This is a genomic window from Streptomyces sp. NBC_00289 (genome assembly GCF_041435115.1).
Taxonomy (GTDB): domain Bacteria; phylum Actinomycetota; class Actinomycetes; order Streptomycetales; family Streptomycetaceae; genus Streptomyces.
Window position 1 is genome coordinate 10273947 of record NZ_CP108046.1, and the last position, 16301, is coordinate 10290247.

The following is a 16301-nucleotide window of genomic DNA, read 5'->3' on the forward strand; positions in this document are numbered from 1 at the left end:
GTCGTTTCAGATGTTCGCGATCATGCATCGCGTGCTCTCGTAATGTGCTGTTGGAGTTGTTTCCCTACCTGTCCGCGTTGCTGATCGAGGAGGTCCAGCGGCGGCCCGACAAGGTGGTGCTGAGGACGCGCGCGCGAGCGACGACCGCGGCTTGCCGGTGCGGCCAAAGCTCGGCACGGGTGCACGGCCGGTATGTACGCCGGCTGCGTGATGTCGCCGTGGGCGGGCTCGGCGTCGTGATCGAGTTAGGCATACGCCGCTTCCGCTGTGAGAACCCTGCCTGCACGGCGGTGACGTTTGCCGAGCAGATCGCGGGACTGACCACCCCGCACAGCCGACATACCCCGCAGCTGCGTGGGGTGTTGACGCAGATCGGCCTGTCCCTGGCCGGCCGGGCAGGAGCCCGTTTGGCGGCCGCGGTCGGCCTCACCGTGGGCAGGGATACGCTGTTGCGGCTGGTCAGGTCCCTGCCCGAGCCGGAGATCGGCGAGGTGGAGATCCTCGGGGTCGACGACTTCGCCTTCCGCAAGGGCCGCCACTACGGCACGGTCCTGATCGACATGGCCACCCACCGTCCGCTGCACATCTACGACGGCCGCGACGGGGAGGACCTGGCCGCCTGGCTCCGCGATCACCCAGAGGTGAGGGTCATTTGCCGAGACCGTTCCAGCGGTTACGGGGAGGGCGCTCGGGTCGGGGCGCCGCAGGCCGAACAGGTCGCGGATCGCTATCACCTGTGGGCCAACCTCGGCCAAGCGGTTGAGAAGACGGTCAACGCCCATCGCTCCCACCTGACCGAACCGCATCCCGGCTCAGCCTCCGGCCCCGACCTCGTGGAGGTGGAACCCGAGGTGGTCCAGCCGCCGAAAGAGCTGAAGATCGTGATCCGGCTGCGTGAGCAGCATGCTGCCGCCCACGAACTGTGGCAGCAGGGGATGTCGAAGGCGGCGATCGGCCGGAAGCTCGGGCTGCACCAGGCCACCGTCCGCAAACTGGTCAACGCACGCTCCGCCGACGATGTCGTGGCCAAGAACCTCCAACGAGCGCATGTCGTTGATCCGTACGTCGGCTACCTGCACCGGCGCTGGAACGAGGGTGTCAGAAACGCTGCCCAGCTCTACCGGGAGATCAAGCAACTCGGTTATTCCGGCGGCGAGTTGGCCGTTCAGCGGCATCTGCGGCGTTACCGGACCGGGCGCGGACACGCACCCGATCCGGGACCGAAGCCTCCCTCGGTCCGCGAGGTCACCTCCTGGATCATGACGCACCCCGAGCACCTGCGGGACGAGGACGCTGACAACCTGCACCGGTTGCGTGAGCGCGATCCTGAACTTGACCGGCTCACTCTTCACGTCAGGAAGTTCGCCGCGATGATGACCGGACGGCACGGCGACCGCCTCGAAGACTGGATCATCGACGTCGAACAGGACAGTCTGGCTCCGCTTGCGGGCTTCGCGCGCAACCTCCGCCGCGACTTCGACGCAGTCCGCAACGGGCTGTCTCTACCGCACAGTTCCGGCGCCGTCGAGGGCAACATCAACCGGCTGAAGATGCTGAAACGCCAGATGTTCGGCAGGGCCAGTCTCGATCTCCTTCGCAAACGCGTCCTGCTCACACGGTGAGCCCCACCGCCCGAATCACAAGATCATCGCCAGAACCCGGATCTTCACGTTGATGCAGTCAATGAAGACCACTGGGTACACGCCTTGAGTTCTATTGGTTGTTGCGAACGCTCCGGAAGGAGAGTGTTTGCATGCCGAGGTACGCCCCCAACAGAGTGCCGACTGCGGTGAAGAAGAGGTACTTCGAGCTGCTGCACGCGGGGTATCGAGGTGCGGCTGCCGCCCGCCAGGTCGGGGTGTCCACGAGCTGCGGTTCGTTGTGGTTCATCGATGCTGGGAGCATGATCATTGCTGACCCCGGCCCGGTATCGCCGCGCTTCCTCACCCAGGACGACCGCATCGCGATCGCCGACGGCCTGCACTCCGATCAGAGCGTGAAGCGGATCGCGGCCTCGATCGGGAAGAGCTTTCAGAGCGTCTACCGGGAGATCGAGCGCAACAGCAAGCCGGACGGCCGCTACAACCCCTGGTGGGCCCACAATCGCGCCCTCCTGCGTCGCAGGCGTCCCAAAGAGGAGAAGATCCGGGTCGGCGAGCCGCTGCGGACGTTCGTGCGCGAGAAGCTCACTGAGAAGTGGTCTCCTCAGCAGATCTCGCGTCACCTGGCCCGCGAACACGCCCACGACACATCGATGCGGGCATGCCCGGAGACGATCTACCGGGCCCTGTTTGCCGGCCTCCTCGGCCGGCGCGACGCCAAGCTCCGCACCGGCCGAACCCGACGCAAGAAGCAGCGTCGCGGCGTGCCCACCCTGAACAAGATCAAGAACATGACGCTGATCCACCGGCGCCCCGTTGAGGTCAACGACCGCAGATCTCCCGGGCATTGGGAGGGAGACCTCATCATCGGCCGCGGACAGGGCTCGGCGATCGGCACCCTGGTCGAGCGCACCACCCGTTACGTTCACCTGATCCACCTGCCCGGCGGCTGGAAGGCCCCGCAGGTGCGCAACGCGCTGATCACGCAGACCGCGCATATCCCGCCCCAGATGAAGAGAACCCTCACCTGGGACCAGGGGCGCGAACTGACGCTCCACGAGGACATCGAGGCCCTCACCGGCTTCCGGATCTACTTCTGCGACCCTCACTCGCCCTGGCAGCGCGGCACCAACGAGAACATGAACGGCCTGCTGCGGCAGTACTTTCCCAAAGGCACCGATCTGTCAGTCCACACCGCACAAGACCTTCGCGCCGTCGCCCGCCAACTCAACCACCGACCCCGCATCGTCCTCGGGGACAAGACCCCGGCCGAGGCCATGCAAGAATGCCTCACAGGCCCATTGACCAGGTGATTCGCAACCACTGATGGAAACCGCCCGCGATCAAGAGGGCGGGCCTGCCATTCCGCCATGCCCTCCATCACCGAATCCGTGATCGTCGAGATCGTCTGCTTCGACACATCGGCGCCATAGACCTCGGCCAGGTGCGAGGAGATCTCCCCGTGCGTGAGGCCCTTCGCCGACAAGGACAGCACCATCTCGTCGACACCCGTCAGCCGCCGCTGCCGCTTCTTCACGATCTGCGGATCGAACCCGCCTTCCCGATCCCGGGGCACCTCGATCTCGACCGGGCCGACGTCCGTGACGACGGTCTTGGACCGTTTACCGTTGCGGGAGTTGCCGCCGTTCTTCCCGGCCGGATCGTGCCGGTCATAGCCGAGATGGTCCGTCATCTCGCCCTCTAGCCTCGATCGTTCATGAGTCCTTGTCGGTTTGTTGACGGGGACTCTGCGTTTGTGTGGTGGGGTCTTTTCGGGGCTGGGGCAGGCCGAGGGCCCGGCTCTCGCGTCGGATGGGCGCCGGGTTCCACTTCACCGGTGTGGTGGTGCGGGTTTGTCGGGACGGGCGATGTGGCTGGTCAACCGGGGTTCGGCAGGGCGTGGAGCCTGACGATCGCGTGGCTGATGACAGCGGTCCAGGGCCATCGGGCGGGCAGGCGGAGCCAGCGGCGACGGCCGGTGTTCACGAGCTGAGCGGCGGCGGAGAACAGCCGCAGCCGGAGCTTCTTGGGTTCCCAGCGGCGGGCCTCGCCGGTCAGCGCGAGCATCGGCATCCAGGCGAGGAGGTCGAGCGCGAGGGAGACGATCTCCAGCCAGATCTGGTTCTGGGCCGTGTCGTGCAGGGGCAGATTGCGCAGGCCGGTGGCACGGGCGCCTCGGATGCGGTCCTCGCAGCGTGCCCGTCTGCGGTGACGCAGTTCGAGGTCGGCGAGCTGGCCGCCTTTCGTGTTGGTCGCGAAGCAGGTGAGCCGGTTGCCGTCGAGGTCGGTGAAGCGCAACTGGGCGCCGGGGTGCGGGCGTTCTTTGCGGACGATCAGCCGCATGCCCGTGGGCCAGGTACTCAGGTCGGGCATGTCGGTGATCTCGGCGACCCAGGCGCCGGGCCGCTCGGTGCCGTCGGCGTCGTAGGCGGGTGTCCATGCCTTCTTCGGGATCTTCAGTACGGCCTGGTGGATGGCGTCGGTGGTGGTCATTCCGACGGAATACGACAGCCACCGGCCCCGGCGGGAGAGCCAGTCGAGGAAGGTGTGGGTGCCGCCGGCGGAGTCGGTGCGGATCAGTGTCTGCCGTCCCCGCCGCAGGTGTTTGGGCAGTTGGGCCAGGGCGAGTTGGGCGGTTTCGATGTGGTCGGCGGCGGTGTTGGAGCCCGCGTTGCCGGGCCGCAGCAGGGCGGCCACCGGTTCCCCGGATCCGGCTGGGCCGTGGTCGACGAACGCGACGAGCGGGTGATGGCCGAAGGTCTTCTTCCAGGTCGGGGTGGCGTCCTGCTTCTCGGAGTGTGCGAGCACCAGTACCCCGTCGATGTCCACGATCACTTGGCCGTCGGCGGCCGGACTGCTTGTCCCGGCCAACTCCCAGACCCGCGTGCGTACTTCGGAACGTGCGCCCCGGATTGCCGCAAGAGCCTTCGGGCCGGAGGCGGCGAGCGCGTCGACGAGGCGGGAGACGGTCGGATCGGAGGCCACCGGGCCGAACACAGCCGGCTCGGCCCGCAGCATGCCGACGTCTGCCAGACAGTTGCCGCCGAGCGCGACGGCCAGCGCCACATCCAGCAGGATCTTGCCTGGGTCGTGCACGGCCCGCGGCTTGCGCCACGGTGCCAGTGCCGCCGCTATCGCACCGTCCAGGCCACACTTGCGGGCCGTCTCGACCAGCAGCACCGCCCCGGCCTGCGAGACCACCCCGCGGCCGCCGCCCTCGACACGGACGCGCGGGTACGACCCGCTACTCTTCTTCACCTGGAGAGTGCTTCTTTCCTTGCAGTGACAGGACCCTCGACAAGTCCCATCGTTGCAGGTCAGCAGCACTCTCCGCTTTTTTGATCAAGACCCGGACAGACCCACTCGCGAAAGCGCGAGGCTAGAGCCGACTCCAGCAACCGCTTCGTCAGCTGCTGGAGCAAACCGCCCTCACCCGTCAACTGCAGGCCATCGGCCTGAGCCCGGGCCACGAGCTCGTTCAGGAACCGGTCATCCACAGCCGCCGACGCGGCCCCCGCCTCAGACGGCTTAGCTATGTTCTCGCTGGTCACAGGTGCACTCTTCCATGATCGGAGTTACACCGTTTTTCTTACAGTCCCGACGGTCCCCAGGCCCACGTAGAGGTGTTGCCGGACGAGTCGAGTCGGGGGGTCAAAGTCGGGGTGTTTCTCAGTGAGCTTCTTCAGCGTTGCTTCTCCAGGGTGAGGACGGCCTTGGCGATTGACGTGAGTGTGTTGGGACTGACGCGGGCTTTGCGGAAGATCCGCCAGGCTTTGAGTCGTGCGAAGGCCCGTTCGACGGGCGAGCGGAGTCGGGCGTGTGCCCGGTTGACGGCCTTCTCTTTGACGGTGAGCTCACGGTTTCGGTGTCTTTTGACGGGTGTGGCGAACGTTCCGCCGGCACCCTGGTACGCCTTGTCCGCGAGGGCGGGGATCTTCAGTCGCTCACAGATGGGGCGATGTTGTGGGTGCGGGCGGCTGTGATGTCCGCGGTCCGTCCGGGCAGGGCCGGCGAGTACCAGACGAGCTCACCGGCCGGGCCGGTGACCGTCTGGATGTTCACGCCGTGCTTGCGGTGCTTGCCTGAATAGTCGTTCTGGCTGTTGCCCACGCGGTCGCATTCGGCGAGCGTGCCGTCGACGAGGATGTACTCAGGGCGGGCTTGCCGCAGCGCGTGAGTGAGAGAGGGTGCGCGGGCGGCCAGGTGGGTGATCACGCTGTGTACATGTGCGTGGGCGGTGCTCTCGCTGATCCGGAAGCCGGCGGCGATCTGGGCGAGGGTGTCGTGCTTGCGTAGGTACACGAGCGTGATGAGGGCCCGCTGAGAGGCCGGCAGTTTGCACCGGCGGTCACCCTCGCGGGTGATGATCAGCATCGTGACCCACTCCACGAGGGCATGCGGAAGGTCGAGTGCGGCAGGATAGGTAACCAACAAGGCTCCCTGACAAATGAGTTGAGACGTGAGAACTCTCGCTCAACTGTCCGGGAGCCTTGTCCGTTACGAGCCCTTGTCTGTCACCCGATCGGTGACCAACTCGAAGAAGCTCAGTAATAGCAAGAGCAGGCGCAAAAAGCTCATGGTGGGCAAGCTGGCCAGGGACCGGGGCCTGTCCCGCGCACTCCTTACCGGCACGGGCCGGAGCCGAGCGTAGTCCGTCCTGGCGAGGGAGGCGGAAACCCGACCCGGGTACGCGTGCAGGGTCTTGCGGCTGAGTCCAGTCGCCACGGTTGACCGTGCCGGGTTCCGTCAACCGACCGCCAGGAGCACGCCCGGTCGCGGACCAGGCCGTGACCGCAGATGGAGTAGCGATCACTCACCCAAAAGACGGAATCCCATGATCATCTGGGGTGGACACAACAGGTTTCCCCCGCGGTGTCAGGCGCAGGGCTGTCCCGGCAGGGGCCGGGACAGCCCTGCAGTCCCAACAGCGACACATCACCGGATCTCGGCGGAGTGTGCGGCAGCCGGGAAGGAAACAGCACGCTTCCTTCTCCGGCCCTCAGATCACCAGGCCAGGCCGAAGGCGCGGCACGAAGCGCTGGTCCGACACCTCAGAACAGCGCCAGACCCTCGCCGCTGGTGTCGGTCCCGGTGGTCCATCTCCACCGCGTTCAGTTCCGCTGCCGCCCGGCGCACCTCAGTCTCCGCAACGCTCCATAGGGCGCCGCTTGCCTTTACGATCATGACCACGCGGCCACCGAGCAGGACGTACCCCGCCCGGGTGTGGGCAGGAGCGCTGGTGAACGCCGCAGCAGCCGTCGGCACGGCACTACCCCTCGTCAGGTCAGCCCACAACGCGTCCGCAGCGCCCAGAGAGACCAGGCTGCCCCTACCGCCCGGGATGACACGCTCTGGCATACCGGCAGGCTAACGGCCAGCACCAGCATCGTGACAGGCCTTCAGCACCCAACGCGACCGCCGACTCCCAGCCCACCACCCAGCCGACCCCGGCACCCTGCCACTAGCCTCGCCGTTTCGGTTGAGGCGATGAGGCGTCGCTGGGGGCCATGGTTGGGTGGCTGACGCGATCTCGGTGCTCGGGCATGGCGGAGTCCCGGCGCGGTGGTCGGCTTCTCCAAGGTCCTTCGAGTCGTGGTGGGCCAGGGTTCGCTGGTCAGCTGCCGGGACGGGGCAGTGCGGCGAGGCGATGGAAGGCCGTGGTCAGTTCGTGTCTCCAGGGCCAGGTCGCCGATATTCGCAAGCGCAGGCGGCGGCCGCCGCGGGTGAGGCGTGCGGCGCCATGCAGCAACCGGTAGCGGAGCTTCTTCGGCTCGGCGGCGGCCAGTTCACCGTCCAGCAGCAGGACGCGGGCCCAGGCCAGCAGGTCGATGGCCGTGAGGCTGAGTTCGAGCCAGACGGTGTTGACGCCGAAGTGGCGGGAGGGGAAGCGGCCGAAGCCGGTGGTCTTGCCGCACCGGATGTGGTCCTCGACGGTGGCATGCCCGCGGTGGCGGACCTCCAGGAACTGGGCGGAGCCACCACTGGAGTAAGGGGTGTCGGTGAGGAATACCTGGTGACGCAGGCCCTCGTCCTGGTCGAACAGGGACAGTTGGGCTCCGGGGTGCGGCCGCTCGCGGCGCACGATGATGCGGGTGCCGACCGGGTAGCCGTCCAGATTCGACCATGCCGGTTAGTTCGGCGACCTCGGCGCCATCACGCAGGGTGCCGTCCTGGTCCAGGGCGGGATACCAGAGGCGGTCGGGCATGGCCCGGACAGCGCGGCGGACCGGCTCAGTGATGGCGTATCCGACCGAGAAGAAGGCACGGATTCCTCGTTTCCTCGCGTCGCGGACGTGGGCGAGGAAGGCTTTGCGGATCCGGCACTGTCGGCGCGGATGAGGATGTCGGTGCCGTGCCGGTGGGCGTCGGGGATCTGCGTGAGCGCCTGGTCGAGCACCGCGATGTGATCGGCGGCAGTGTTGGCTCCGGAGTTTCCTGGCCGCAGCCGTCCCGACACGGCCTCGCCGGTGTTCGCGAGGAAACACAGCAGCGGATGGAAGCCGAAGCCGCCCTTGTAGGTCGGGGCGGCCTGTTCTTTTTCCGAGTGGCAGGCGACCAGCGTGGCGTCGAGGTCCAGAACCAGGCCGGGAAGTTCTCGTCCGCCGGCCCGAGCAGCAGGTATGCCCTCGCCGGTCTCGGCGGCCTGCATCCAGGCGACTTCCCGGGCTGAAGCGCGGGCCGCTCGCAGCGAAGCGAGTGCAGCCTCGTCGGTGTCGGCGAGCAACCGCCAAGCGGTGGGTGTGGAGGCGACCGGGCCGAACACCCCTGCCTGGTCCCGCAGCACGGCCAGATCCGCGATCGCCTCACCGCCGTCGGCGAGCATCACCGCAAGGTCGGTGGCTACCCGTCCCGGGTCATGCCCGGTCCCGCGCGGCCGAAGCGGCCTGAGAGCGGCGGAGTACGCGGCGGTCAGCCCTGTGGCGTCAGCGAGATCCGCCAGCAACCGTGCCCCGGCATGCCCGACCACCCCCGAACCATCGGCACTGACATGGACCTTGGGACGCAACCCGATAGCCTGCACGTAGAAAGTGCCCTCCGCCTGGACCGACAGAACCCCTCAGCAAGGTTCATCGTCCCAGGTCAGGAAGGCACTTTCGCGTTTCCGCCCCAGAGCCAGCCGTACCCAAGCGAAACGGCGAGGCTAACGCACAAGAGCACCTTGCCGTCCGATGCGTCCGGGGCACAGCCCACCAGTTCGACCAGCCAAGACCTCCCGCAAGCCGCCCGGACTGAAGATCGACATGTCACCTAAAGCACTGCCTGATGCCCGATTTTTTCGGTTTTGGGTATGGACTGCTCAGGGAGCCTGCGCTCGACGGGAGTGTGCTGGAAGTACCAGAAGAAGCATTCCGGCCCCCTTCCGGACAGGCAGTGATCTTGATGACGACCACCACGACCTCCCACAGCCGGCAACAGCGCCCCGCGCCGCACGCCGCCGCGGCCGGTGCGCGCGTGTTCAGCCTGCCACTGGAACACGGACCGCTCGCACCGGCCACCGCCCGCCGTGCCGCCCGCCCCATCCTGGCCTCCTGGGGACTGGACGAAGACCAGCTCTACGACGCCCTGCTGGTCATCTCCGAACTGGTCACCAACGCCGTCACCCACGCCCTACCCCCCGTCGCCCTGCACCTGCACACCACCACCAACGGCCCAGGCCGCGTCCAAGTCCACGTCAGCGACGGCGGCCCCCACACCGCCTCCCCCACCACCAGCTGGGCCACCACCCGCCCCACAGACGAACACGGCCGCGGCACCACCATCATCACCACCCTCGCCCACCACACCGGCACCACCCCCACCCCCAACACCAACACCAACAACGACACCGACACCGACGGCCTCATCGACCACTGGGCCGACCTCAGCGCCGCCTGACCCCACCAGGCATCCTGGAAAAACCCCGCCCCACACGCGGGAGCACCAGGAAGCCAGCCAGCCCCTGGCCCACCCGACCATCTCCGGAGGCGGCCATGCGAGCGGACCAACTGCTCCAGACCCACACCCTGTGGCACGGAGACACCGTCCTGCTCCGCCTGACCGGAGAACTCGACCTCGCCACCACCCCACTCGTCCACCAAGCACTCACCACAGCACTGGCCGGACATCCCTGGCGCCTCCACCTGGATCTCACCGACCTCGTCTTCTGCGACGGAACCGGCCTACACGCGCTGCAACACCTCACCGACACCCTCCACGCCGCCCACGTCACCTTTCACCTCACCGGCCTCCACCCCAACCTGCACCGCACCCTCACCAGCCTCGGAACAGCCTCCCCCTGGACCCCACCTGCTCTCCCGCACTGACGATCCTGCTGGCCTATTCCGTGCCCGGCGGGGCTGGCGGCTCGTTGGTCGGGCAACAGCGGCCGTCTTGGCGTTCCCGGTAGCGGGTGGGGTGTGGAATGTCGATGCGGCCGAGGCCGTGGCCGAAGGGGCCCGAGCTGACCGCGCAGGTGGCGCGGGCGGTGGCGGCACGGGCCCGTACCCGTTGGCGATGCGGGTCCGTGACGAGTTGGGCGAGTTGTTCGTGGACGCCGAGTTCGCCGAGACGTTCGGAACTGAGCGGCCGGGCTGGCCAGCTGGCGCTGGTGACGGTGTTGCAGTTCGCCGAGAACCTCACCGACCGGGCGGCAGCGCATCAGGTGCGGTACGGCATGGACCTGAAATACGCACTCGGCCTGGAACTGGATGATCCCGGGTTCAACGCCTCGGTGCTGTCCGAGTTCCGCACACGGCTGGTCGAGCACGGGATGGAGGAGAAGGCACTCGACCTGCTGCTGACCGCGCTCAAGGACCGGGGCCTGGTGAAGGCCGGAGGTAAGCAGCGCACCGACTCCACCCGCGTGCTGGCGGCAGTACGCGACCTGAACAGGCTGGAGCTGGCCGGGGAAACACTGCGGGCCACGCTGGAGGCGCTTGCCTGCGCGGCCCCAACCTGGCTGACCTAGGCGGTGGCCGTTCGGGACACGGCCCACAGACTCACTCCTGGCATTCGCCGGCTTCAACGAGCAAGCGCGAGGAGATGGCCCTGGTCTACGGCCGGGACGGGTTCACGCTGCTGGAGGCGGTGCATGCCCCTGATGCCCCGGCATGGCGCGCGAACTCCCGGCGGTGCAGGTCCTGCGCACGATGTAGGTCCAGAACTACCACCGCACCGTGACCGAGGCCGGAGCGGAGGTGAAGCGGCGGGAGCGCAAAGACCTCCCGCCCGGCAGACTGCGGCTCGCCTCTCCGTACGACACCGGCGCGCGCTATGGCCTCAAACAGGGCTCCTGGTGGACCGGCTACAAGATCCATGAGCCCTGCGACGATGCCGATGCCCAGGACCCAGCTGCCGACGGCCAGGCGCTGATCCCCGGAGCCGACGGACCGCCGCCTCACTTGATCACCGGCATCGCGACCACCGACGCCACCGTGACCGATGCGGAAATGGCCGAACCGGTCCATGCTCGCTGCCCGCGATCTCCTGCCTGCCGAGCACTTCCTCGATTCCGGTTACGCCTCCCCCGAGTTGATCGTGGAGATGAAGAAGAACTTGGGGATCATCCCGGTCTTGATGAACCCGGGTTCATCAGTCAGCGGGCATACGGGAGGGGTCTGGCGGGCGTAAGTGCTGGTCAGTGAGGTGTAGGTGTTCCTGTGGGCTGATTTTGTGTGGGCAAACGTTTCGGGGCTTGAGGCTGGCTATCCGCTGGGCTGTTACGGCAGAATGCGGGCATGTATTTACGGAAGATCCAGCGACGGAACAAGGACGGGTCGGTGGTGCGCTACCTGCAGCTCGCGCACAACCGGCGCAAGGGCGGCACGACCGTGGCGGAGGTGGTGGCCAACCTCGGTCGTGAGGACCGTCTCGACGTCGAGGGACTGCGCCGCCTGGTCGCGTCGATCAACCGCTATCTGGGCGACGAGGACGACGTGGTCGTGCCGTTGGCCGCCGATGCGGCCGCGGGTCCGCTGAGTGTGGAGTCCTCCCGGCCGATCGGGGCGACGTGGCTGCTGGACGGGCTGTGGAAGCGCCTGGACATCGCCGCGGCGATCCGCGCGATCGCCGGCGAGCGGGAGTTCCGTACCGACATGGAGCGCGCGCTGTTCGCCCTGGTCGCGAACCGGGCCATCGCCCCCGGCTCGAAGCTCGCCGCCGGCGAGTGGGTCACCTGCGACGTGGTGATTCCCGGGCTCGCGGCGCTGGACGGCAACAACCAGGCCCTGCGCGCGATGGACTTGCTCGCCGGCGCGGACATGCGGGCCCAGGTCCAGGAGGCGGTGTTCTTCGCGGCCGCGAACCTGCTCAACCTGGAGGTCGACCTGGTCTTCTTCGACACCACCAGCACGTACTTCGAGCGCGACGAAGCGGACGACCCGGACGGCGAGGGCTCCAGACTGCGGCAGTACGGGCATTCCAAGGACCACCGCAAGGACCTGCCGCAGATCGTCATCGGCCTCGCGGTCACCCGCGAGGGCATCCCGGTGCGCTGCTGGACCTGGCCCGGCGGCACCAACGACCAGACCGTCATCACCGAGGTCAAGGACGGCCTGCGGGACTGGCGGCTCGGCCGTGTGGTCACCGTGTGCGACACCGGGTTCTCCTCCGAAGCCAACCAGACCTACCTCAAGCGCGCCGGCGGCCACTACATCACCGGCGCCAAGATGCGCGCCGGCTCCCGCCTCGCGGACCAGGCCCTCGCCCGGCAGGGCCGCTACCAGCAGGTCCGCGACAACCTGCGCGTGAAGGAAGTCCGCCTCGACGGCGACGACGGCCGCCGCTGGATCATCTGCCACAACCCGGTGGAGGCGATGCGCGACGCCGCACGACGCGATGACCAGCTCACCGCCGTTCGCCAGGAGCTGGCCCGCATCAAGACCGCGCGGGAGGCCGACGCCAAGAAGGCGAAGGCCAAGACGGCCAAGACCGGAAAGCGCCCCACGGCCCCCTCCGACGCGGTGCATCGCAAGGCCGAGTGCGCGCTGCGCGACCACCCCACGCTCGGGCGCTGGGCCAAGCAGCACCCGGCCACCGGGCGGCTGTCCGTCGACGCCGCCAAGGTCGCCGCCGAAGCCCGCCTGGACGGCAAGTACCTGCTCGCCACCTCCGATCCCGACCTGTCCGCCGAGGACGTCGCGCTCGGCTACAAGAACCTCCTGGAAGCCGAACGCGCCTTCCGCACCATGAAGACCACGCTCGACCTGCGGCCGGTCTACCACCGCCTCGACGAGCGGATACACACCCATGTGCTGCTGTGCTGGCTCGCCCTGCTGCTGATCCGCGTCGCCGAACGCGCCACCGGCCACACCTGGCCCCGCATCAACACCGAACTCGGCCGGATCCACCAGGTCACCCTCACCGGCCCTGCCGGCACCCTCCGGCAGACCACCCGCCTGACCGACACCCAGACCAAACTCTTCAAGGACTGCGCCGTCTCGCGACCGCCAAAGATGAGCGGCCTCACCACCCCCGAATAGCCCCTCACCAGCGAAAACAGGCTCCGGCACCGTGGGCACACGGCACCGGGGCCTCGTCATGCCCATAACCCCAGGTCAGCCCCCGGATTCAGCACTCCCACATGCCCACCGACTGATGAACCCGGGATGAACAGCTCACCCCAGGCGCGTGCCGGCGCCGGGTTCGACCGCACCGCGTTCACCATCGGCTGGGACAAGCGGCAGGCCACCTGCCCACGCGGGGACACCAGCACCTGGTGGAGCCCTGCGACCGCTCGACCGCACCCGCGTCAGTCACCTTGCCCGCCTCGGCCTCTCCCTCGCCGCGTGACCGAATAAGCCAGCAGGATCGGACACCCGCAAACAGCAACCCCACAGCCACACCCAAGGCCACTGTCTCCGGGCACAATGCCGCCGAGGGATCCCCAGCCATCCGCACCTCTGCGACTGACATCCAGAGCCCGGGCGAGCCGAAATGAGTAGTGTGGGTGGTATGCGGCGGGCCGCGTTGAGTGCCAGCCGGTGCCCTCGGGCCGGAAGCGCCGCCGGGAGGCCGTCATGGACGAGCGGATCTCGCGCTGGCCGCTGGTAGGCCGCGACAGCGAGCTGAAGGCCTTCACTGCGGCGTGGGCCAACCGCCGCTGCCAGGGGCTGATGATCTACGGGCAGGCTGGGGTCGGCAAGTCCCGGCTGGCCGAGGAGTGCCTGGCCCGAGCCGTCCACGACGGCTGGAAGGGTCGCCGCGCGACCGCATCCAAGGCGGTCGCCACGGTCCCGCTGGGCGCGATCGCGCACCTGATCCCGGCCGGGGTGGACTTGTCCGACCCGGTGAAGGGCTTCGCCGCGGTCGCCTCCGCGCTGACCGGACCTGACCGACGGCGCCGGTGGGCGCTGTGGGTCGATGACCTGCACCTGCTGGACGCCACCTCGGCGGTGCTGCTGCGCCAGCTGCTGGACGCCGGCGTAGTGCGGCTGATCGCCACTGTCCGCACCGGGGAGCCGGTTGGCGAGGCGGTGCAGGCGCTGACGGGCGGCGACGCGGTGCACCGGATCGACCTGACTACCTTCAGCCCGCAACAACTGGAAACGGTTCTGCAGGCGGCGCTGGGCGGGCCGGTGGGACGGCGCACCCTCCACGAGCTGTGCACCGCGTCCGGCGGGAACGTGCTGTACTTGCACGAGCTGGTCCTGGGCGCCCTGCAGGCCGGGGCCCTGGCCAGCGACGGCGAGATCTGGGAACTCACCAGGGACCGGCCGCAGGGCACGCCAAAGCTGACCGAGCTGATCGAGGCCCGACTGGTAACCGTCGGTCCCACCGCCCGCCCGGTCTTGGAGCTGCTGGCCCTGTGCGAACCACTGCCGCTGGCCGACGCCCAAGCGGCCGCCTCTCTGAGGGTGTTGGTCGACCTGGAAGAAGCAGGGTTGCTCCAGGTCACCACCGACCGGCACCGCACCACCATCGCCCTCACGCACCCGCTCTACAGGGAGATACTGCGCGCCGGACTGCCCGTCCTACGCGGCCGCACCCTGCTCCTGGCTCAGGCCGAGCGGGTCGAGGCCAGCGGTGCCCGCCGCCGCGACGACGCCCTGCACATCGCCACCTGGCGCCTGGCCGCCACCGGCACCGCCGACGCCGCGCTATTGCTTCAGGCGGCCGTCCTGGCCCGGCACGCCCACGACTACCAGCAGACCTTCGACCTACTGCAGGCTTTGCCCGACACTGCCCGCACCACCGCCACCCACCTGATGCAGGGTGAAGCACTTTTTGAAATGGGCAAGAACGACCAGGCGGAGGCCATATTGGCGGCAGCCGATGCGCGGACCGTCGATGAGGCGGCGAAGCTACTGGTGACAAATCTCCGGATGACGAACCTTTTTTGGGGGGCGGGTCGAACCGCAGAGGCGCTGGCAGTAAGGCAGGCAGCCGAAGCACAGGTGACAAGTGCAGGCGGTCTAAGCATGCTGCTGACTCTTGAAGGAGTGGTTCGCGTCGGATCTGGGGACTTCGTGCGAGGTTTGAACTCACTAGAGGGACTTGGAGAAGCCAGGCAGGCTCCGGACGTCAATACGTGGTTGCACGGCGCGTCCCTCAAGACGATGGGATTGGCGCTCACGGGCCGCACAACTGCAGCAGTTCGGTGGGCTGGGCACGCGCACGAAGCCAATCTTTGTCTGGATGAGCAGGCTCTCAGGCCTCCCCCCGCCACCCAATTGGCTCCGATGGTTGTTGCACTGGCAGAGGCCGGCAGGCTGACCGAAGCCCGGGATATCGGAGAGCACGCCTACGCGGAACTTCTCGCGGCTAATGCACCGATACCCGAGCTATGGACGGCTCTGTTTCTTGCTCGGGCAGAGTCGATGGCCGGCCACTACGCCAGGGCTCGCCACTGGTACGCCGAATCTGCCGCCCTCTGTCGGGCCCGTAATCAGACTAGGGCCTTGCGGCCGGTGCTGGCGGGCCTGGCCGCAACGACAGCGATTCTCGGTGACGTCCAGATAGCCGAAGCTGCGCAGGTAAAGGCCAAAGTTTACCCCCAGGTGGGCTACTTCCCAACTGAAGAGTGCCTTGGCACGGCGTGGGTTCAAGCAGGCCGCGGCCACCTAGCCAAGGCCCGAGCGAGACTCACCAAAGCCGCCGAAACCGCCCGATCAATCGGACACGTCGCCTCGGAGGCGCTCCTGCTCACCGATGCCGCCCGCCTGGGCGGCGCCAGGGAAGTCACCGGCCGCCTCAACGAACTCGCCCAGCTGTGCGATGGGGCATTCGCCCCGGCCCGTGCACACCTGGCGGCCGCGCTGGCCGCCGACGCCCCCGACCGACTCCTGGCCGCCGCCGACGAACTGGAGACCATCGGCGCGGACCTGCTGGCCGCGGAGGCGGCCACCGCCGCAGCCGCGGCCTGGCGGCGGACAGGACGGGCCCGCCGGGCCGCCTCCGCAACCCAGCGGGCCCAGGTCTGCGCCACCCGCTGCAAGGGCGCCCACACCCCACTCCTGGCCACCGCCGAGGCCGCATCCGCCCTCACCCCCCGGGAACGGGAGATCGCCCTACTCGCCGCCGCGGACATATCGAGCAAAGACATCGCTGACGCTCTGCACCTGTCCGTGCGCACCATCGACAACCACCTCCAGCACGCCTACGCCAAACTCGGCGTCACCACCCGCCGGGAACTCGCCAACACTCTCGGCCAGCCCATCACCCGACCCCCGACGATGCCCCCCAACGGCGTTGTCACGTTGGCTGACGGGGTGGGATGATCTC

Annotated in this window: 9 protein-coding genes and 3 pseudogenes; 8 read left to right on the top strand and 4 right to left on the bottom strand. The window is 68.1% G+C overall.

Features of this window, described 5'->3' with window-relative positions; genetic code table 11:
- Positions 1–50: 50 nt before the first annotated feature.
- Positions 51–1622 (top strand): ISL3 family transposase, encoded by a 1572-nt coding sequence (locus OG985_RS46895; RefSeq protein ID WP_371666459.1) that lies wholly within the window; start codon positions 51–53, stop codon positions 1620–1622.
- Between the two features lie 281 nt (positions 1623–1903).
- Complete coding sequence (locus OG985_RS46900; RefSeq protein WP_371666572.1) at positions 1904–2914, top strand: IS30 family transposase; 1011 nt, start codon at positions 1904–1906, stop codon at positions 2912–2914.
- Between the two features lie 29 nt (positions 2915–2943).
- Here the strand turns inward: OG985_RS46900 and OG985_RS46905 are convergent.
- The 4 genes and pseudogenes from OG985_RS46905 to OG985_RS46920 all read right to left on the bottom strand — a co-directional run.
- Positions 2944–3306 (bottom strand): annotated as a pseudogene (locus OG985_RS46905) (transposase); the annotation flags it as partial.
- Positions 3307–3479: 173 nt separating this feature from the next.
- Complete coding sequence (locus OG985_RS46910) at positions 3480–4859, bottom strand: IS1380 family transposase (protein WP_371666514.1); 1380 nt, start codon at positions 4857–4859, stop codon at positions 3480–3482.
- 424 nt (positions 4860–5283) lie between these two features.
- Positions 5284–6032 (bottom strand): annotated as a pseudogene (locus OG985_RS46915) (transposase family protein).
- Between the two features lie 1183 nt (positions 6033–7215).
- Positions 7216–8652: pseudogene (locus tag OG985_RS46920) on the bottom strand (IS1380 family transposase).
- Positions 8653–8981: 329 nt separating this feature from the next.
- Between OG985_RS46920 and OG985_RS46925 the strand changes: the two are divergent.
- The 6 genes from OG985_RS46925 (at position 8982) to OG985_RS46950 (ending at position 16297) form a co-directional block, all read left to right on the top strand.
- Entirely contained in the window at positions 8982–9476 is a 495-nt protein-coding gene (locus OG985_RS46925; RefSeq protein WP_371666571.1) for an ATP-binding protein, read from the top strand.
- A gap of 95 nt (positions 9477–9571) precedes the next feature.
- Positions 9572–9904, top strand: coding sequence for an STAS domain-containing protein (locus tag OG985_RS46930; RefSeq protein ID WP_371666570.1), 333 nt, complete (start codon positions 9572–9574; stop codon positions 9902–9904).
- A 284-nt stretch (positions 9905–10188) separates the two neighbouring features.
- A complete protein-coding gene (locus tag OG985_RS46935; RefSeq protein ID WP_371666569.1) occupies positions 10189–10548 on the top strand; it encodes a transposase in 360 nt (119 codons plus the stop codon).
- Positions 10549–10756: 208 nt separating this feature from the next.
- Complete coding sequence (locus OG985_RS46940) at positions 10757–11224, top strand: hypothetical protein (protein ID WP_371666568.1); 468 nt, start codon at positions 10757–10759, stop codon at positions 11222–11224.
- Between the two features lie 93 nt (positions 11225–11317).
- Positions 11318–13060: an IS1634 family transposase gene (locus OG985_RS46945; protein WP_331719078.1), complete on the top strand. Its 1743-nt coding sequence runs from the start codon at positions 11318–11320 to the stop codon at positions 13058–13060.
- A gap of 537 nt (positions 13061–13597) precedes the next feature.
- A complete protein-coding gene (locus OG985_RS46950) occupies positions 13598–16297 on the top strand; it encodes a LuxR C-terminal-related transcriptional regulator (RefSeq protein ID WP_371666567.1) in 2700 nt (899 codons plus the stop codon).
- Positions 16298–16301: the final 4 nt, after the last annotated feature.